Source organism: Promicromonospora sp. NPDC057138 (genome assembly GCF_042670845.1).
Classification (GTDB): domain Bacteria; phylum Actinomycetota; class Actinomycetes; order Actinomycetales; family Cellulomonadaceae; genus Promicromonospora.
Genome location: NZ_JBHUUX010000063.1, coordinates 1 through 19077, shown reverse-complemented (window position 1 = coordinate 19077; position 19077 = coordinate 1). Strand labels below are relative to the sequence as shown.

General features: G+C 72.3%; 14 protein-coding genes. 12 read left to right on the top strand and 2 right to left on the bottom strand.

Annotated features, from left to right (window positions below):
* Together ACFT2C_RS23955 and ACFT2C_RS23950 are read left to right on the top strand one after the other, a co-directional pair.
* Positions 1 to 1248, top strand: a 1248-nt coding sequence (locus ACFT2C_RS23955) for a hypothetical protein (protein WP_377209589.1), incomplete at its 5' end; no start/stop codon positions are given.
* A 248-nt stretch (positions 1249 to 1496) separates the two neighbouring features.
* Complete coding sequence (locus ACFT2C_RS23950; RefSeq protein ID WP_377209588.1) at positions 1497 to 2360, top strand: hypothetical protein; 864 nt, start codon at positions 1497 to 1499, stop codon at positions 2358 to 2360.
* Between the two features lie 82 nt (positions 2361 to 2442).
* Here ACFT2C_RS23950 and ACFT2C_RS23945 read toward each other — a convergent pair whose 3' ends face one another.
* Positions 2443 to 3789 carry a CoA transferase gene (locus tag ACFT2C_RS23945; RefSeq protein WP_377209587.1) on the bottom strand — a complete coding sequence of 449 codons (1347 nt, stop codon included), beginning with the start codon at positions 3787 to 3789 and terminating at the stop codon, positions 2443 to 2445.
* Between the two features lie 97 nt (positions 3790 to 3886).
* Between ACFT2C_RS23945 and ACFT2C_RS23940 the strand changes: the two genes are divergently transcribed.
* The 7 genes from ACFT2C_RS23940 (at position 3887) to ACFT2C_RS23910 (ending at position 14427) form a co-directional block, all read left to right on the top strand.
* Complete coding sequence (locus ACFT2C_RS23940) at positions 3887 to 4711, top strand: DUF5926 family protein (protein ID WP_377209586.1); 825 nt, start codon at positions 3887 to 3889, stop codon at positions 4709 to 4711.
* 195 nt (positions 4712 to 4906) lie between these two features.
* Positions 4907 to 5704, top strand: coding sequence for a glycosyltransferase family 2 protein (locus ACFT2C_RS23935; protein WP_377209585.1), 798 nt, complete (start codon positions 4907 to 4909; stop codon positions 5702 to 5704).
* 39 nt (positions 5705 to 5743) lie between these two features.
* Positions 5744 to 6859, top strand: coding sequence for a diacylglycerol/lipid kinase family protein (locus ACFT2C_RS23930; RefSeq protein ID WP_377209584.1), 1116 nt, complete (start codon positions 5744 to 5746; stop codon positions 6857 to 6859).
* Positions 6860 to 6903: 44 nt separating this feature from the next.
* Positions 6904 to 11238, top strand: coding sequence for a hypothetical protein (locus ACFT2C_RS23925; protein WP_377209583.1), 4335 nt, complete (start codon positions 6904 to 6906; stop codon positions 11236 to 11238).
* 9 nt (positions 11239 to 11247) lie between these two features.
* Positions 11248 to 12519, top strand: coding sequence for a serine--tRNA ligase (gene serS, locus ACFT2C_RS23920; protein ID WP_377209582.1), 1272 nt, complete (start codon positions 11248 to 11250; stop codon positions 12517 to 12519).
* Positions 12520 to 12668: 149 nt separating this feature from the next.
* The gene (locus tag ACFT2C_RS23915) at positions 12669 to 13472 is read left to right on the top strand and encodes an HAD family hydrolase (protein ID WP_377209581.1); all 804 of its coding nucleotides are present in this window, start codon (positions 12669 to 12671) and stop codon (positions 13470 to 13472) included.
* A 118-nt stretch (positions 13473 to 13590) separates the two neighbouring features.
* Entirely contained in the window at positions 13591 to 14427 is an 837-nt protein-coding gene (locus tag ACFT2C_RS23910) for an HAD family hydrolase (RefSeq protein ID WP_377209580.1), read from the top strand.
* Between the two features lie 89 nt (positions 14428 to 14516).
* On the opposite strand, the gene map is transcribed toward ACFT2C_RS23910, so the two are convergent.
* Positions 14517 to 15293 (bottom strand): type I methionyl aminopeptidase, encoded by a 777-nt coding sequence (gene map, locus ACFT2C_RS23905; RefSeq protein ID WP_377209579.1) that lies wholly within the window; start codon positions 15291 to 15293, stop codon positions 14517 to 14519.
* 276 nt (positions 15294 to 15569) lie between these two features.
* On the opposite strand from map, the gene ACFT2C_RS23900 reads away from it, so the two are divergent.
* The 3 genes from ACFT2C_RS23900 (at position 15570) to ACFT2C_RS23890 (ending at position 19003) form a co-directional block, all read left to right on the top strand.
* Positions 15570 to 16967 carry an ABC transporter substrate-binding protein gene (locus ACFT2C_RS23900; RefSeq protein ID WP_377209578.1) on the top strand — a complete coding sequence of 466 codons (1398 nt, stop codon included), beginning with the start codon at positions 15570 to 15572 and terminating at the stop codon, positions 16965 to 16967.
* A gap of 123 nt (positions 16968 to 17090) precedes the next feature.
* Positions 17091 to 18077 carry a carbohydrate ABC transporter permease gene (locus ACFT2C_RS23895; protein WP_377209577.1) on the top strand — a complete coding sequence of 329 codons (987 nt, stop codon included), beginning with the start codon at positions 17091 to 17093 and terminating at the stop codon, positions 18075 to 18077.
* Complete coding sequence (locus ACFT2C_RS23890) at positions 18074 to 19003, top strand: carbohydrate ABC transporter permease (protein WP_377209576.1); 930 nt, start codon at positions 18074 to 18076, stop codon at positions 19001 to 19003. The genes ACFT2C_RS23895 and ACFT2C_RS23890 overlap by 4 nt, the downstream gene beginning before the upstream one ends.
* The last annotated feature ends 74 nt before the right edge of the window (positions 19004 to 19077 follow it).

The window sequence follows — 19077 nt, the reverse complement described above, 5'->3', positions numbered from 1 at the left end:
GTGACCGGCACCGCCCACTCGGCGCTCCACAACGTGCTCGGCGGCAACGTCGTCGGCACCGCGACCGGCGTTGTCGGTGGCGTTGCGGGCACGGCCACCGGCGTTGCGGGTGGCGCGCTCGGTACCGCCACCGGCGTTGCGGGTAGCGCGCTCGGCACCGCGACCGGTGTTGCGGGTAGCGCGGTGGGCACCGCCACCGGCCTCGTCGGCGGCGTGACCGGCACCGCCCACTCGGCGCTCCACAACGTGCTCGGCGGCAACGTCGTCGGCACCGCGACCGGCGTTGTCGGTGGCGTTGCGGGCACGGCGACCGGCGTCGCCGGCAGCGCTGTGGGCACGGCGACCGGCGTCGCCGGCAGCGCTGTGGGCACGGCGACCGGCCTCGCCGGCAGCGCTGTGGGCACCGCGACCGGCCTCGTCGGTGGCGTGACCTCGGGCGACGTCGTGGCCGGTGCCACCGGCGCCGCGCTCGGCACCGTCGAGTCCGCGCCGACCACCGTGGCCGGCGTGATCCGCAACGTGCCGAACATCGTGGGCGCCGTGACCGCTCCGGTCGCTGGCCTCACGGCCAACCTGCCGGGCGTGCTCGGTGGCGTGGGCGGCGTCGTCAACAGCGTCGTGTCGAACGTTCCCGGCGTGGTCGCCGGCGTTCCTGGCCTCGTCGCCAGCGTCACGACCCCGGCCGCCGGTGCGGTCGAGACCGTCGTGGGTGACGTCGCCGTGGACGGCGTCGTCAAGCCGGTTGCCAACGACGTCGTCCCGGGTGCCGTCGGCTCCGTGACGGGCAGCGTCGTTCCGGGCGTGACCTCCACCGTGGGCAACGTGGCGGGCTCCGTCGTGCCGGGTGCCGTGGGCACCGTGACCGGCACCGTCGTTCCGGGCGTCGTGAACGGTGTGGCCAAGCCCGTCGTCGAGGACGTCGTCCTCGGCGGTGTCGTCGGTGGCGTCGTCAAGGACGGCGTGGTCGGCAGCGTGGTGAAGCCCGTCGTGAAGGACACCGTCGTGGACAGCGTCGCGAAGCCGCTGGTCGAGGACGTCGTCATCGAGGGCGTTGCCAAGCCCGTCGTGAAGGACGTCGTCGTGGACGGCGTGGCCAAGCCCGTCGTGAACACCGTGGGCAACACCGTCAAGGGTGTCGCCGGCGGCGCCGTGACGGACACCGTCGGTGGCGTCACGGACACCGTGGACGGTCTGACCGGCGGTGCCGTGAGCGGCCTCACCGGTGGCCTCCTGGGCGGCCTTTCCTGATCCGAACCCCGAGAGGACCCCAGCCTCTTCGGTCTTGACGTAGCAGGGTGGAGTGCCATTGGCACTCCACCCTGTTTACGTTTTCCGGCGCTTTGTCAAGGTTCCATTCAAGCGGCCGTTGTTATCAAATCGTTACCATCGGATCAGGTATTTCCGATGTACCCCTTTTTCCGTCTATTCTCGATCCGGTAACGTCGTCGCGTCCCCGGGTTCCGGGCCGTTGTAGCCGACCAGCTGGAGCAGCTCTCATGAAGCACGCCGCCGTCAAGCCTTCGTCCGCCGCCAAGTCCACGGCCGCCCGTGTCGTGGCGACGATCGCGCTAGCCACCGCTGCGACAGCAGTCGCCAGCCCGGCGATGGCGCAAGAAGGCGGTGGCTACGGCGGGCACTCCGCCGGGTACGGCGGGCAGGGCGGCTATGGCGGGCAGGGCGGCGGGCAGGAAGGCCACGCCGGGTACGACGGCGGGCGCCAGGGCTACGGGGCCCCGCGCTCGTACGAGCCGGCCGCCTACGCCGAGCCGAACTACGACGTGCCGCAGTACGGGTCCGAGGAGGGCGACTGCGGCCGCGCGACCGGCGCCCAGACCCAGGCCCAGAGCGGCTGGGACGACGAGGACCGCGAGAAGGCGCGCGAGGCCGTCCGCGAGTACGAGAACGCGGCCGACGCGGCCGACTCCGAGCAGAAGCCCGAGGCCGAGGCCGCGCCTGTCGAGACCGTCACGGAGACCGCCACCCAGCCGGTCGCGGCCCCCGTGCAGGAGCCGGCGGCCGAGCCCGTGGTGGCGGAGGCGACCCAGACCGTGCAGCAGGCGGCGCCTGTCGAGGCCGCCGCGTCGGAGCCGGTAGCAGTCCAGGCGCCCGGCCAGCAGTGGCAGGGCAGGCCGACGGCGGCCGACACCGCCGGCGCGGAGCTCACCGCCTATGTCCCGGGTTCCAGCACCGAGGCCATCGAGCAGCAGGCCTCTTCGCTCACCGAGGCCACCCTCGACGCACCGGTCCGGCTGGCCACGACCGGCGCCGAGGCGGCTGCCCTCACGGCGGCCGCCGGCGCGCTGGTGATCGGTGGCGCGGGCTCGCTCCTGGTCGCCCGCCGCAGCCGCATCCGCGCCTGAAGCAGTTGGTTGTGGGCGTGACCGTGGCGCCTAAAACGGGCACGTAGTCGCAACGGTCACGCCCACAACCAAGCGCTCACCGTCAGCTAGCGGGGGTGGGGTGCCAGACTGGCAGGTCCGTGCCCCAGGGGTGGGCCGGGTGGGGGTAGTCGTCGTATCCCGGGAGAGCCGGGCGGGCGGTGGTGACCCTGCCGTGCGTCACGGTCTCGGCGGTGGATCCTCCGACAGGTTCCGGACGGCGCGGCGCCGTCGCGGGCGGGTACAGCGGGTCCCGTCCGGGGAGGTCGAGCAGCCAGGTCGCGGTCCGCGCGAGCGAGACCGACACCCCGCGCCCGTCGCCGCGGAGCCCGAGCGCGTCGACGATCCCCGCCGCGAGCAGATATCCCGAGGCGTGGTCGAGGGCCTGGGCGGGAAGCGCCCCAGGAGCCCCGTCACGGCCCTCCAGGAGGGCGATGCCGCTCGCCGCCTGCACTATCGAGTCGAACCCCCGCCGTGCGGCCCACGGGCCGCTCTCGCCCCATGCGGACACCCGCCCGGTCACCACGCCAGGCGGGACCCGGAGCCCGAGCGCCTCGATCGCACCCGGCCGGTAGCCCGTGACGAGCACGTCGGCGGCGTCCAGCAGGTCCTGGGCCGTGCGGAGGCCGGACGCGTCCCTGAGGTTCAGGACGGCGCTCCGCTTGCCCTGCCCCGTGTCCAGGTGCTGCCACTCGATCTCGGCGGGGTCCGGCGGGTCCACGCGCAGCACGTCCGCGCCGAGGAGCGCGAGCGTGCGCGTGGCGACCGGGCCCGCGATGACCCGGGTCAGGTCGAGCACCCGGACGCCGGCCAGCGGCGCGCCGCCGGGCGCACGGCCGACGGGCTGCCCAGATCCTGTCGTAGCGCGCCCCGGGCCTGTCGAAGCGTCGGTCCCGGCCGGTCCGCCGCCGTCGGGTGCGAGCCGGGTCCGCACCAGCGGGCCCGACGCCGCGGCGCGGCCCTGCTCGGACGCCCGCCACTCCCGCTCCGTGCGGACCCGCGCCACGATCGCGCCGGCGTCGGCCGCGCCGTCCTCGAGCTCCTGCGCGGGGAGCTCGGCGACGCGGCGGGCGAAGGTGGTCCGGCCGACGTCGTCGGGCAGGCCGACGAGGGTCGTCAGGCGGGACCGGTGGTGCGGGTAGTTCGCATGGGTGCGGACCCAGCCGTCGGCCGCCGGGAAGAAGCCCGACAGGGCGGCGAACCCCTCGACGGGCTGTCCGTCGAGCGCGAAGACGCGGTCCGAGGCGAAGGCGGTGGCGATCCGCGCGGGATCGAGCCGGCCCGGGTCGACCAGGCTCGGATCGGTCGTCCCTTCCCGGTCGCCCGCGCGGGTCGCCGCGCGTTGCACCGCCCGGACCGCGTCCAGCGCGAGGTCGAGCACGGGCAGGTGTGCGGCGAGCCAGGGTTCCACCGGTCCATCATCACGCCGCCTCGGCCAGCTGGGGCGGTGATGGGGACATCACCCCATCGGACGGATCAGGGACCTGGTCCGTGGATACACTCGCCGCATGGCCAAGAACCCCTCCTCCGACTTCGTGCTCCGGCCCTTCGAAGGTCTCCCCGGGGAGACCGACTGGGTGGCGATGCGCGAGATCGTCCCGTCGGCGACCGCGACGGCTCGCACCACCGCCGAGTACGGCTCCCGCGACGTCACGGTCGTGACGCTCCTGCCGGGTGCCTGGACGGCCCTGCACCGCGCCGACGGCACGGTCCTGCTCGCCGTGCAGGGCATCGTCGGGTCGGGCGACGTGAGCCGCGACCTCGCCGCCGCGCTGCTGGAGGCGCTGGACCTCGAGCCGGGTACGGCCGTCGAGTCGGGCGAGCTGCCGGGTGAGGGCCCGCGCCTGCAGGAGGTGCTCGATCTGAGCGTCCCGTTCGAGGTCACCGTGCACGACTCGTTCGACTACTGGCTCGACCCGAGCGCGGACGTCACGCCGGAGCTCAAGCAGAACCTGGAGGACGCCGCCGACGGTGCGATCCCCACGGTGAAGGTGAGCTCCGTCGAGTCGGCGTACTGGTGCAGCATGACTCGCGAGTTCCTGCGCTGGGCGCGTCCCGAGCCGGAGGACGACGTGATCGACGCGCTCTCTCGTCTGCACGCAAAGCGCGAGTCAGGGCTCGCGGGTGGGAAGTTCGTGGGAGCGTTTCGTGCGTCGGGACTGGTCGTACCCGTCTGGGAGCTGCCGAAGGGCACCGAGGCGGCCGACCTGGAGGGCCCGGCGAAGGAGCTCGGCGACAAGCTCGCGAAAGCACTTTCCACCAATGAGCCGCTTGATGCGAACGAGCGACGCGCAAGAGCAGGTATCGTCTCTCGCCAGGTCACCCTGCGCTAGCCCGGAGTACCCCGGCTGGGCTGTGCGAGCGGCCCGGAACGCGTCGGCAGTCACCGCGGATCGCCACGAGCGACCCAGGTTTCGGCAACTAGCGGACCAAGGGAGTAGGATTCCAGGGGTAAACCTTTGCACTCACCAAGCAAAGGGCTATCCGGCCACCCACCAAGGCACATCGACGCTTCAGGCAGGACAGGTGTGAACGCTCTCCCGGTCGCGAAGACCACGCGTCCCGGCAATGCTCTGGCAGGCAAGAACGTCCAGCGAGTGGCGGCTGTCATCCCCGCCAAGGACGAGGCCGAGCGCATTGCCGCAACCGTGCGCTCCGCGCGTGCGATCCCACACGTCGACCTCGTGCTCGTGGTCGACGACGGCTCCGAGGATGACACGCAGCATGTAGCGCGTGCCGCCGGAGCCGTCGTCGTGCGCCACTCGCACAATCGCGGCAAGGCCGCCGCGATGGAGACGGGTGCGGCGGTGGTGGCGATGCGCGATGCGGACGGACGCCCCCCGCGCCTGCTCATGTTCATCGACGGCGACCTCGGCGACACCGCCGTCAACACCGCGCCCCTCGTGCGCCCCGTCCGCGAGGGGGTGGCCGATCTCGCGATCGCGCTGCTGCCCAGGCAGGCTGGTGCCGGCGGCCGCGGCATAGTGGTCGGGGCCGCCCGCCGGGCGGTCGAGGCGATGACGGGGTGGAGCCCGTCGCAGCCGCTGTCCGGCATGCGCTGCCTCACCCGCGAGGCGTTCGAGGCCGCGACGCCGCTCGCCCGCGGCTGGGGCGTCGAGACCGGCATGACCATCGACCTTTTGCGCAAGGGGTACGTCGCCGTCGAGGTGCCCTGCGACCTCAAGCACCGCGCCTCCGCGAACGACCTCAAGGGGCAGATCCACCGCGCTGCCCAGTACCGCGACGTCCTGCTGGCCGTGAACGCGCGCAAGATGCGCGGCGCGGTCGACGCGGTGCGGCACGCGGGCTCGAACGTCCGTAGCTGATGGGCCGGTGCCACCCGGCCCGCCACGTACGCTGACGCCATGGGGTGGCAGGTCTGGCTCGGGATTGGCGCGATCGTCGTAGCGGTGCTGGCGCTCGCCGTCGCCATCGGGGTCTGGACGCGGCAGGCGCGGATGCGGCGTCGCGACCTCCGTCGCGCGACGCCGCAGGGCATGGAGGCGTTGCCCCAGCTCGCGGTGATCGTGAACCCGTCGAAGCACGGCGCCGGCGGCCTGCTGGTCCAGGTGCGCGCGTACTGCAGCGCGCACGGCCTCGCGGAGCCCCTCTGGTACGAGACCACCGTCGACGACCCGGGCAAGGGCCCGGCCCGGCGGGCCCTGGACGACGGGGCGGACGTCGTGATCGCAGCGGGCGGCGACGGGACGGTGCGGGCCGTCGCCGAGACCATGGTCGAGTCGGACACGCCGATGGGCGTGCTGCCGGTCGGCACCGGCAACCTCCTGGCCCGGAACCTCGAGCTGCCGCTGACCGGGGTGGAGGAGGCGCTCGACGTGATCCTGCACGGCCGCACGCGCGCCATCGACGTCGGCTGGCTGCGGGTGACCGAGTTCGCGGAGACGCCCCGCGGTGACCACCCCAACCAGCCCGACCACGAACCCGACACCGACCGCCGGCACATCTTCCTCGTCCTCGCGGGGCTGGGCTTCGACGCCGCGATGGTCGCCACAGCGGACGCCGACCTGAAGAAGCGCGTGGGCTGGGTCGCCTACTTCGTGGCGGGGCTGTCGCACATGCAGGCCAGGCGCATGCGCGCCACCCTGCAGCTCGACGACAGCCCGCTCGTGGAAGCCCGCGCCCGGTCGATCATGGTCGGCAACTGCGGCATGCTCCCGGGCGGCGTCACCCTGCTGCCCGACGCCGTGCTCGACGACGGCGTGCTCGACGTGGCCGCCGTCGACGTCCGCGGCGGGGTGTTCGGGTGGGCCCAGCTCACGCTGGAGATCGCCATGCAGGGCGTGGGCGTGCGCAACGACCTGCCCGAGAAGCTGGGGCGCATCGACCACACCAAGGCGCGTCGCGCGCGCATCCGGGTGCCGGCCGGCGAGGAGGCTCAGGTGGACGGCGACCCCCTCGGGCGGGCGGTCGAGATCGACGTGCAGGTGCAGGCGGGCGCGCTGCTGGTCCGCGCACCGTGACCGCTCGGGACATCTCGAGGCGGCGCACCTCTTACCCTGGGCGGGTGAATCCCCGTTCCGCGCGAGCCCTGACCCTGCCCGCAGTCCTGGTCATGCTCGTAGCGTCCCTGCTGGGCCTGATCGGCCCGGCGGCGTGGGCGGCCCCCAGCCCCGAGCCCGCCCACGAGCCGGTGTCGGCACCGGCCGCGGAGCCCGTGGCCCCCCTCGTGGTGGTCGGCGTCGCCGGTCTGCGCTGGACCGACGTGTCCCGCAGCACCACCCCGAACCTGTGGCACATGATCGGCGGCGGCTCCGTCGCCTCCATCAACGTGCGCACCGCCGCGCCTGCGACCTGCCCGCTGGACGCGTGGCTCACCCTCTCCGCGGGCAGCCGGACGGTCTCGGCGGGCAGCGCCGAGCGCGCCAAGGACCCCGACGCGGAGCGGGAGGACGACCGGTCGCCTGAGGCGCGCGGGGCGACGTCGTGCACCCCGGTGCCCGGGGCGCTCGGCGCGGGCGGCGCCGAGCCCAGAGGCGTGAAAGTGGCCGGCTGGGCCGGTCTGCCGGAGCGGGAGGACGACGAGGACGAGGAGACCGCGGACGCCGCCGCGACGCCGGCTCCAGGTCTCCTCGGCGAGATGCTGGACGAGGCGGGCACCTGCTCGACGGCGGTCGGGCCGGGCGCCGCCGTGATGCTCGCCCGCGAGAACGGGACCGTCGACCGGTACGTCCCGTCGCTGGACGCGCTGATCGCGGACGGCGCGACCGAGCAGCCGGACGCCGACGACCCGCCGGGCGCGGTCTCGCCCGGCGCGGTCTCGCCCGACCCGGGCTGGAGCGACGTCCTCACCGAGTGCCCGGTGACCGTCGTCGACGCCGGGAGCCTGCCCGAGGGGCCGGAGCGGGCGGACGCGCTCGACACGCTCGACGACACCCTGAGCACCCTGCGGACCGGCCTGCCGTCCGGCACCCGTGTGCTCGTGGCGGGCGTCGCCGACACCCCGCTGACGCAGCAGGGGCTGCAGGTCGTCGTCGACTGGGTGGTGGACGTGCCGCGCGTGCGCTGGCTGACGTCGGAGGCGTCGCGCATCACCGGGTTCGTGCAGCTCACCGACCTGACGGCGACCGCGGCGGAGGCCGGGCGCGCGCTCCCCGACCCGGGGGCCGAGGAGCCCGAGGCCGGCCCCGCCGCGGAGGAGCCGGTGATCGACGGCATGCCGATCGAGGTGGGCGAGCCGCGCCGGACCACCGTCGCGCGCACCGTCGAGAACCGGCAGTACATCAACGTGCTGGCCGACACGATCCCTGCGCAGGTGCCGGCGTTCGCGGGCGCGATAGTCCTGTTCCTGCTGATCGCGGTCCTGGTGCTGGTCCTGCCGCGCCGTACCGGGCAGCCGCGGCGGGAACCGGGGCCCTACCGGCGGCGGCTCGCGCTGGGCGCGGCGCTGCTCGCGGTCTCGGCCCCGGCGGCCGCGAGCCTGGCGACGCTGACCCGCTGGTGGGTGTGGCCGGCGCCCGAGTTCGGCCTGGCCCTGTCGCTGACCGCGGCGACGGTCCTCGTCGCGCTCACCGTGCGCGGCGTGTCGCGCCTGCTCTCGCCGGCCCCGTGGCGCAACGCCCTCGCCGCGGCGGGCGTGACCTGGCTGGTGTTCACCGTCGACGGGCTCACCGGGTTCACGCTGCTGCAGGGCTCGCTGCTTGGCCCGTCGCTCGCCACCGCTGCCCGGTTCTACGGGTTCTCCGACGTGGCCTTCGTGCTCTACGCCGTGGCCGGGCTGGTGCTCGCGGGCGGGCTGGCCGCCTACGTGGCGCGGCGCCACACGTCCACCAGCGCCGGGGCCGTGCTGGGCGACGTCGCGGGCCGGTCCGACGTCGCGGGCCGGGCGGACGTCGCGGGCCGGGCGGACGTCGCCGGCCGGGCGGACGCCCGGCGGCCGACCCGGCCGGTCTGGAGCGCGGCGGCCGCCGTGGTCCTCGTCGCGCTCGGGACCGTCGGGGTGGACGCCGCGCCGTTCCTCGGGGACCGCCTGCGCGGGCTCGCCCTGCTCGTGCCGTTCGCCCTGCTCGCGCTCCTCGCGGCCCGCCCGGACCTGGTGACCCGGTTCCTCGGCGCCCGCGGCTGGCTGCCGTCGGGCAGGCCCACCGAGCCGGTGCGCCGCGTGCCGTCCGCCGTGCTGGGGCTGTCGGGGGCGCTGCTGCTCAGCCTGCTGTTCGCGGCGGCGATCCTTCCGGTGCCCGGCGCCGACGCGGCGGGCGAGGAGTCCGGCTCGCTGAGCGCCGCCTCGCCCGTGGTGCCGCCGGGCGGCAGCGTGGTCGTGATCGGCACGCAGGGCCTGCGTTGGACCGACGTCCAGCCGTCCCTCGACACCGGCCAGGCCCCCGCGCCGACCCTGTACGGCCTGCTGACCGACGGGGCCGACGCCGCGGGCGTCACGCTGCCCAACGGGCGCGCGGCGCGCTGCCCGGACAGCGGCTGGCTCAGTCTCTCGGCGGGCCGGCTCGCCGAGGTGGCCGACGAGCGCGACGCCGACGACCACTGGATCTGCGACGACATCACCGTGACCCCGGCGCGCGGCGACGGCCCCGCCGTCGTCGACCAGTGGGACCGATTCCTCGAGCTGCAGCGCGGGTCCGGCTACGCCGCCCACCCGGGCACGCTCGGCGAGGCCCTCGCCGGCGAGTGCACGACGGCGGTCGGCCCCGGCGCCGCGGTGGCGCTCGCGGGCCGGGACGGCAGCGTCGGGCGGTACTTCGACCTCGACTCGGCGGTCGCCGACGGATCGGGCGCGTGGGACTGCCCGGTCACCTTCGTGGACGCCGGGTCCGCGCTGCTGGACGTCGCGGAGCGCGCCGAGCTGGAGCAGCAGCCCGACGGCCGGGAGCAGGTCGAGGCCCTGCGTGCCGACCTCGTCTCCAACGTCGACCTTGCGGTGTGGCGCGTCCTGGATGCCGCCCCCGCGGACACGACGGTGCTGGTGGTCGACGTCGCGACCGTGCCGGAGCACGCGCTCGAGCTGGGGCTGGCCATGATGCGCCCGTCCGCGGCGAACGAGGGCCTGCCCCGCTACCTGGCCAGCACGGCGACCCGCACGGAGGGCGTGGCGCGGCTGATGGACGTCCCGGCGGCGGTGCTCGACGCCGCCGGCGTGGACCTGCCCGCCGACATCGACCCGACGCCGCTGCTGCGCGCCGGGGAGCGCCCCGCTTCGGCGTGGCTCACCGCCGACGAGCTCGCCGACATGACGGCCCGCGACCACGTGCGCCGCGACGCGTACATCTGGCTCGTGGACGTGCCCTTCTGGCTGGGCCTCGCGCTGGCGGCGGCGTGCTGGTGGGTGCCGCGCCGGCGTCGCGCGCGCGGGCTGGGCGAGGTGCCGCCCCGGTGGCGGCACGCGGCCGAGGTCGCCGCCACCGCGCTGACCGCGCTCCCGGCGGGCGGCTTCCTCGTCTCCCTGACCGGCTGGTGGCGGTTCGACCTGCCCGGGCTGGCGATAGTGGGCGCCACCGCGCTCGTGACGGCGGCCGTGACCGGGCTGAGCCTGCTCGCCCCCCGCAGACCCCTCTGGGCGGCCCCCGCGGTGGTCGCAGGCATCACCTTCGTCGCGCTCACCGTGGACGCGCTGTTCGGCACGCCGCTGAACCGGGCGGCGCCCCTGGGGTCCGCGCCCACGTTCGGCGCGCGCTTCTACGGCTTCGGCAATCCCACGTTCTCGGTGTACGCAGTGGCCGCGATAGCGCTCGCCGCCGCGCTCGCGCAGCTCCTGGTGACCCGCGGGAAACGGGTCCTGGCGACGCTCGCCGTGACCGTCGTCGGCGTGATCGCCATGGCTGTCGATGTCTGGCCCACCCTCGGGGCGGACCTCGGCGGCGGGCTCGTGCTCGTCCCGGCGTTCGTGGTGGTCGCGACCGCCGCGTCCGGGCTGCGGCTGACGTTCTGGCGGTTCGCCGGCGTGGCGGCGGCCGGCGTCGGCGTTGTGGCGCTCGTGGGGGTCCTGGACTGGCTGCGCCCGCCGGAGGCGCGTTCGCACCTCGGCCGGTTCGTGGGCCAGGTGATCGACGGCGAGGCGGTGTCCACGGTGCTGCGCAAGGCCCTGTACGCGCTGAACTCGATCACCGGCGGCCCGGCGGTCTGGGCCACGGTGCTCGTGCTCGTCGTGGTCGGGCTCGCCCTGTTCGGCCCGGCGGCCTGGCGGGAGCGGCTGATCCCCGCCTGGTTCGGGCGGGCGCAGGAGCGCTGGGAGTTCCTCCGGCCGGCGCTCGTGGCGATGTGGGTGATGGCCGTGCTGGGCTCCCTGGTCAACGACTTCGGCCTCCGGATCGCAGTGATCGCGCTCATCCCGGCCGTGCCGCTCCTCACGATGGTCGCGCTGCGGACCACGCCGACTGGGCAGCGCCGATAGGCTCTGTCCGTGATCGATCTCCGACTTCTGCGCGACAACCCCGACGTCGTCCGCGCGAGCCAGGTGGCCCGCGGCGACGACCCCGACCTCGTGGACGCGGCCCTCGACGCCGACGCGCGCCGGCGCTCCTCCCTGGCCGAGTTCGAGAACCTGCGCGCGGAGCAGAAGTCCCTGGGCAAGAAGGTGGCCCAGGCCCAGGGCGACGAGAAGCAGGCCCTGCTCGCGCACACCAAGCAGCTCGCCCAGGACGTCAAGCGGCACCAGTCCACGGCGTCGGACGCCGAGCAGGAGCTCGACCGCGTGCTGTACTCCATCGCCAACGTGATCGAGGGCGCGCCCGCGGGCGGCGAGGACGACTACATCGAGCTCAAACAGGTGGGCGAGCGCCGCGACTTCGCGGCCGAGGGCTTCGAGCCGAAGGACCACCTGGAGCTGGGCGAGGGTCTGAAGGCCATCGACACCAAGCGCGGCGCGAAGGTTTCGGGGGCGCGGTTCTACTTCCTCACCGGCATCGGCGCACGCCTGGAGCTGGCGCTCCTGAACATGGCGATGGACCAGGCCGTGCAGCAGGGCTTCACGCCCATGATCACGCCCACCCTCGTCAAGCACGAGACCATGCAGGGCACCGGCTTCCTCGGCGCGCACGCCGACGAGGTCTACCGCCTGGAGAAGGACGACCTGTACCTGGTCGGCACCTCCGAGGTGGCGCTCGCCGGCTACCACAGCGACGAGATCGTGGACCTGTCCGACGGGCCGATGCGGTACGCCGGCTGGAGCGCCTGCTACCGCCGCGAGGCCGGCTCGGCGGGCCGCGACACGCGCGGGATCATCCGCGTGCACCAGTTCCACAAGGTCGAGATGTTCAGCTACTGCGCCCCGGAGGACGCCGAGGCCGAGCACCAGCGCCTGCTGGGCTGGGAAGAGGCCATGATGGCCAAGGTCGAGCTGCCCTACCGCGTCATCGACACGGCGGCGGGCGACCTCGGCTCGTCGGCGGCCCGCAAGTTCGACTGCGAGGCGTGGCTGCCCACCCAGGAGCGCTGGCTGGAGCTCACCTCGACGTCGAACTGCACCACGTTCCAGGCACGCCGCCTGGGCGTACGCGAGCGCACCGAGGACGGCTCGACCCGGAACGTCGCCACGCTGAACGGCACGCTCGGCACCACGCGCTGGATCGTCGCCATCCTGGAGAACCACCAGCAGCCGGACGGCTCGGTGTACGTCCCGGAGGGCCTGCGCCCGTACCTGGGCGGCCTAGACCTCCTGGAGCCCACCAAGTAGCCGGCTGGGTTGGGGGCGGGATCGTTGCGCCTATCACGGGCACGTCGGCGCAACGGTCACGCCCACAACCCAGCGCGCTCACCTGACATTTGGGCGATCTCGGGCTCGTGGTCGATCGGTGTTCACATCCGGGTCGGTAGGCTGCGATCGTGCCCCGCGACATCGATCGAAAGCTCGTAGCCCTCGACATCGACGGCACTCTCGTCACCTACGACGAAGTGCTCTCCGATGCCGCTCGGGACGCCGTCGCCGCCGTCCGCGCAGCCGGGCACCATATCGTGCTGGCGTCGGGCCGGTCGCTCATCGCGATGACGCCGATCGCGGCGGAGCTCAAGATCGAGCAGGCCTGGATCGTCGCGTCGAACGGTGCTGTCACGGCGCGCCTCGACGCGTCGACGGAGATGGGCTACACCCTGGAGCGCGTCGAGACGTTCGACCCGGAGCCCGTGCTCCGCATGCTCAAGGAGGAGCTCCCGCACGCGCGGTACGCGGTCGAGGACGTCGGCGTGGGCTTCCGGATGACCGAGCTCTTCCCCGAGGGCGAGCTGAACGGGGAGCACCGGGTCGTCGACTTCGAGGAGCTCTGGTCCGGCCACGTCACGCGCGTGGTGGTGCGCAGCCCCGGGGAGACCAGCGCGGAGTTCCACGAGATCGCCGCCCGCCTCGGGTTCGACGACGTCACCTACGCCGTCGGCTGGTCAGCGTGGATGGATATCGCACCGCAGGGCGTGACCAAGGCTTCCGCACTGGAGGAGGTACGCAAGGAGCTCGGCGTGCCGGCCGAGCACACCGTCGCCATCGGCGACGGAAGCAACGACATCGACATGCTGCGGTGGGCCGGGCGCGGCGTGGCCATGGGCCACGCGTCCGAGACCGTGCGGTCCGCGGCCGACGAGGTCACAGGCTCGATCGACGACGACGGCGTGGTGAAAGTGCTCCGCTCGCTACTCTGACAACGGAACATGCCGGCGGCCCGGACCGCGGGTGAAAGTTATTCGTGCAAAGGTATGGAACCAAAGCCGATTGCCTGTACATTTGGGCGCGATCCGTCGAGGGGTGACGGCGCTCACGATGCCATGGGGGTACGTGATGATCCTGGACGACCAGCCGGTGTCCATGCGGGTGCGCAACGATGCGCCTCACCTGGTCGCCCTGGACATCGACGGGACCTTGTTGGTCACCGGGCAGCGCGTGCCCGAACCGACGGTGCTGGCCGTGCAGCTCGTGCGCGAACGCCAGCATCACGTGGTCCTGGCGTCGGGCCGGTCGTTGACGGGAATCCTGCCCGTGGCCAAGGAGCTGGGGATCGCCGACGGCTGGGTGGTCGCCTCCAACGGCGCGGTGACGGCGCGGCTGTGCGGCACCTGCACCAACGGCTACATGCTCGAGGACGTGCTGACGTTCGATGTCGGGCCCGTTGCCCAGATGGCGCTCAGCCGGTTCCCTGACGTGCAGATCGGCGTCGAGGAGATCGGCATTGGCTACCGCGTGAACCGGCTGTTCGAGCCGCACGAGGTCAACGGCGAACAGCGTGTGGTCGCGACGGACGAGCTGGGCGTGCTGCCCGCGTCGCGCGCGATCCTCCGCGGGCCGGACGTGCTCGACCTGCTGGAGCCGCTGCGCCGGCACGGCGTCACGGCCACGCAGGCCGGGTCCGACTGGATCGACGTGACCCCGCGGCACCTGAGCAAGGCGACGTCGCTGGAGAACATCCGCTCGGTGCTCGGCGTCCCTCGCCACAACACGCTGGCGGTCGGCGACGGCCTGAACGACATCGAGATGCTGAGCTGGGCCGCGCGCGCCGTCGCCATGGGGCACGCCCCCGACGAGGTGAAGGCGATCGCGAACGAGACTGTCGGCGACATCTCCCAGCACGGCGTCATCGAGGTCCTGAAGACCCTCGTCTGACGTCGCATTCGCCGAAGTAGAGCGCCTGTCCGAGTCTCCCCGGTGACACCGGAAAGACTCGGACAGGCGCTCTACTTCGGCGAGCTTCGTCAGCGGGCCGTGAGGATGAGCGGGCCGTTCTCCGTGATCGCGATCGTGTGCTCCGAGTGCGCGCCGCGGGAGCCGTCCACGGACCGCAGCGTCCAGCCGTCGGGGTCGGTGAAGATCTCGTCGGTGGTCTCCAGGAACCACGGCTCGATAGCGATGACGAGGCCCGGCTTGAGCGGGAAGCCGCGCCCGGCCCGCCCGTCGTTCGGCACGTGCGGGTCGCCGTGCATGGTGCGGCCGACGCCGTGCCCGCCGAAGTCGGTGTTGACCGAGTATCCGGCGGCGTGCGCGACGTCGGCGATCGCCGCGGAGATGTCACCGATCTTCTTGCCTGCCTGGGCGGCGGCGATGCCCGCGTCCAGGGCGACCTCGGTGGTGCGGATCAGCTTCGCGTCCGCCTCGGCGCGGTCCGGCGCGGGGGTGCCCACCACGAACGACATCGCGGAGTCGGCGACCCAGCCGTTCACGGAGGCGGCGAAGTCGATGGACAGCAGGTCGCCGTCGCTGAGCCGGTAGTCGTACGGCAGGCCGTGCAGGACGCCGTCGTTCACCGAGGTGCAGAGGGTCTTGCCGAAGGGCATGGCGCCGAAGGACGGGTGGTAGTCGATGTAGCACGACTCCGCGCCGCGGTCGCGGATCATCTTGTGCGCGACCTCGTCGAGCTCGAGCAGGTTCACGCCCACCCCGGCGGTCTCCCGGACGGCGAGCAGCACGTCCGCGACGAAGCGTCCCGCCGGGCGCATCTCCTCGATCTCGCGCGGCGTCCTCAGCTCGATCATGTCCGTCCTTCCGTAGGCGCACCAGGGATCTGGCGGCATAAGCCTACGTCCCGCCGCCGATACCCGAGCCGGCCTGCTGCGCGGGCGCGCCCGCAGGTCCGCCCGCCATCCGCGGCAGGTGCGATTGCAACGATTTCGTAATGCAAGGTGATGCTGTATCGGCTTGCGTTACCTCGTGAACCACGGTTGCGTTGCTGAAGGGCAACCTGGCAGTCTGCCGGGCCGTACCCGCATGTCAGAGGGTTCTGAGCCCACGAAGCAGTGGAGGAGCACGAGATGACTATCCGGATGGCTTCAAAGCGCAGAGCGGTCGCCATTGCGGCGACCGGCGCGAGCCTGGCCCTTGTTCTCGCGGCCTGTGCCGACACCGGGGGCGACGGCGACGGCGGAGGCGGAGGCGGAGAGACAGCCGCCTTCGAGATCGACTGCGCTCCGTACGAAGAGTTCGGCGACCTCGACGGTACCGAGGTCAGCGTCTACACCACGATCGTCGAGCCGGAGGCGGAGACGCAGTCGGCGTCGTACAAGCCCTTCGAGGAGTGCACCGGCGTCACGATCAACTATGAGGGGTCGCGCGAGATGGAGGCGCAGATCGCCACCCGCGTCCAGGCGGGCAACCCGCCGGACATCGCGATCCTCCCGCAGCCGGGTCTGCTCCAGACGCTGGTGCGGGACTACGACGCCGTCCTGCCGGCCCCCAAGCAGGTCGAGGCCAACGTCGACGAGGGCTGGGCCCCGGAGTGGAAGGAGTACGGCACTGTCGACGGCACGTTCTACGCCGCGCCGCTGGGCTCCAACGTGAAGTCGTTCGTCTGGTACTCGCCCTCGATGTTCGAGGAAGCCGGGTACGAGGTCCCCACGACCTGGGACGAGATGACGGAACTCACGGCCACCATCGCCGAGAACAACGAGGGCGCCACCCGCCCCTGGTGCGCGGGCGTGGAGTCCGGCGACGCCTCGGGCTGGCCGGGCACCGACTGGATCGAGGACGTCGTGCTCCGCTCCGCGGGCCCGGACGTCTACGACCAGTGGTACACCCACGAGATCCCGTTCAACGACCCGCAGATCGTCGAGGCGTGGGACATCGCCGGGGACATCCTCAAGAACCCGGACTACGTGAACGGCGGCCTGGGCGGCGTCGACTCGATCGCGACGGCCCCCTGGACCGACGCGGGCTACCCGATCCTGGACGGCAACTGCTGGATGCACCGCGCCGCGAACTTCTACGCGACGCAGTGGCCGGAGGGGACCACCGTGGCGCCGGACGGCGACGTCTACGCGTTCTACCTGCCGGCGATCGAGGGCGACGAGAAGCCGACGCTGGTCGCCGGTGAGTTCATCGGCGCGTTCGCCGACCGTCCCGAGGTGCAGGCCTTCCAGACCTACCTGTCGAGCTCGGACTGGGCCAACGCCAAGGCGGCGGCCACCCCGGCCGGCGGCTGGGTGAGCGCCAACAAGGGGCTCGACCAGGACCTGCTGGCGACGGACTTCGACAAGCTGTCCGCGCAGATCCTGGCGGACCCGGCCACGGTCGCGCGGTTCGACGCGTCCGACCTGATGCCGTCCGCAGTCGGGACGGACTCCTTCTGGAACGGCATCGTCGAGTGGTTCGGCAGCGACGAGAGCAGCGAGGACGTCACCACCACCATCGAGAACTCCTGGCCGAAGAAGTGACGGCCGGCCCTCGAGCATGACGCGCGGAGGCGTGGGACCCACAGTCCCGCGCCTCCGCCGTCCTAGGCTGGGGGGCGGGACCAGTCAAGGACGACCGGACCAGGACAGCGACAGGAGATAGCCATGGACTGGCTGCTGCATGCCGGGGACGACCCGGTGCACAAACTACTTTTGATGCTCACCGCGATAGTGCTGTTCGTCGCACTGATGGGCATCATCCTCTTCGTGGTCGACCGACCACGTAACCCACCCCGCTGGTTCATCGGCTTCGGGTTCGTGGGCGCGGCACTGCTGCTGCTGGTGCTGGGTCTGGTGTACCCGGGCGTGCTGACCATCTCGAACTCGTTCATGAACCGCAACAGCACCACGTTCGTCGGGTTCGACAACTACGTGCGCGCCTTCACCGAACCGCAGTTCCTCATCGTGCTGGGCAATACGGCGCTGTGGGTGATCGTCGCCCCCCTCGTGGCTACGTTCGTCGGCCTCGCGTACGCCTACCTGGTCGACAAGAGCCGGTTCGAGGCGGTGGCCAAGGGCCTGGTGTTCCTTCCGATGGCCATCTCCATGGTGGGCGCGTCGATCATCTGGAAGTTCGTCTACGAGTTCAAGCCCGCGGGCGTGGACCAGACGGGCCTGCTCAACCAGTTCATCGTCTGGCTGGGTGGCGAGCCGCAGCAGTTCCTGATCAGCAGGCCGCTGAACACGTTCCTGATCATGGTGGTGTTCGTCTGGATCCAGGCGGGCTTCGCGATGACGCTGCTCTCGGCGTCGATCAAGGCGATCCCCGACGACATCGTCGAGGCCGCGCGGCTCGACGGCGTCTCGGGGTTCGGCATGTTCTGGCGCATCACCATCCCGAGCATCCGGCCCGCGCTGATCGTCGTGCTCACCACCATCGCGATGACCACGCTGAAAACCTTCGACATCGTGCGGACGATGACGGCGGGCGACTTCAACACCTCGATCGTGGCCCTGGAGTTCTACAACCAGCGGTTCCGGCAGGGTGACGCCGGCCTGAGCGCCGCGCTGGCCGTGCTGCTGTTCGTCATCGTGATCCCGGTGATCGTCTACAACGTGCGCCAGCAGCGTATTTCGGAGGAGGTCCGATGAGCACCGTCGAAACGCCCACGTCCGCGCCTGAGGTGCCTCGGCCGCCGTCGGACCTCAGCAACCGGGCCCGCAAGGCGCGCAAGGCGCTCTCCAACCCGTGGGCGAGCACGCTCGCCGTGGTGATCGCCATCCTCTGGACGGTCCCGACGGTGGGCCTGCTGGTCACCTCGTTCCGGCCGGAGCTGGACATCCGGCAGAGCGGCTGGTGGACGGTCTTCGGCGACGCGATCGCCGGCGAGGGCGTGTTCTCGCTGAAGAACTACGAGACCGCGCTGTTCGACGGGTCGACCGACCTGGCGACCTACTTCGTCAACTCGTTCGTGGTGACGCTGCCCGCGGTATTCATCCCGATCACCATCGCGCTGCTGGCCGCGTACGGGTTCGCGTGGGTGGACTTCAAGGGTCGCGACATCCTGTTCATCGCGGTGTTCGCCCTGCAGATCGTGCCGATCCAGATCACGCTGGTGCCGCTGCTGTCGGCCTACGTGGACCTGGGCATCAACGGCACGTTCTGGACCATCTGGCTGTCGCACTCGGCCTTCGCGCTGCCGCTGGCGATCTTCCTGCTGCACAACTTCATGAAGGACATCCCGGCGTCCCTGATCGAGGCGGCACGCATGGACGGCGCCGGACACGTGCAGGTCTTCTTCCGGGTGGTGCTCCCGCTGCTCACGCCTGCCCTGGCGGCGTTCGCCATCTTCCAGTTCCTGTGGGTCTGGAACGACCTGCTGGTCGCCCTGATCATGGGCAACCTGCAGACGTTCCCGCTGACCGTCCGTGTGGCCGAGCTCGCGGGCTCGCGCGGCGGCGACTGGCACGTCCTGTCGGCCGGCGCGTTCATCTCCATGGTCGTGCCGCTGATCGTGTTCCTCTCGCTGCAGCGCTACTTCGTGCGCGGCCTGCTGGCGGGCTCGGTCAAGGGCTGACCCCCCACGAGGGTTCGGCGAAGTAGAGCACCTGTCCGAGTCACCCGGCTTACCCGGGAGACTCGGACAGGTGC

Coding starts and splice junctions, on each gene's coding strand:
- ACFT2C_RS23950 (WP_377209588.1), top strand. CDS start 1,497: ATGAAGCACGCCGCCGTCAAGCCTTCGTCCGCCGCCAAGTCCACGGCC.
- ACFT2C_RS23940 (WP_377209586.1), top strand. CDS start 3,887: ATGGCCAAGAACCCCTCCTCCGACTTCGTGCTCCGGCCCTTCGAAGGT.
- ACFT2C_RS23930 (WP_377209584.1), top strand. CDS start 5,744: ATGGGGTGGCAGGTCTGGCTCGGGATTGGCGCGATCGTCGTAGCGGTG.
- ACFT2C_RS23910 (WP_377209580.1), top strand. CDS start 13,591: ATGCCATGGGGGTACGTGATGATCCTGGACGACCAGCCGGTGTCCATG.
- map (WP_377209579.1), bottom strand. CDS start 15,293: ATGATCGAGCTGAGGACGCCGCGCGAGATCGAGGAGATGCGCCCGGCG.
- ACFT2C_RS23900 (WP_377209578.1), top strand. CDS start 15,570: ATGACTATCCGGATGGCTTCAAAGCGCAGAGCGGTCGCCATTGCGGCG.
- ACFT2C_RS23895 (WP_377209577.1), top strand. CDS start 17,091: ATGGACTGGCTGCTGCATGCCGGGGACGACCCGGTGCACAAACTACTT.
- ACFT2C_RS23890 (WP_377209576.1), top strand. CDS start 18,074: ATGAGCACCGTCGAAACGCCCACGTCCGCGCCTGAGGTGCCTCGGCCG.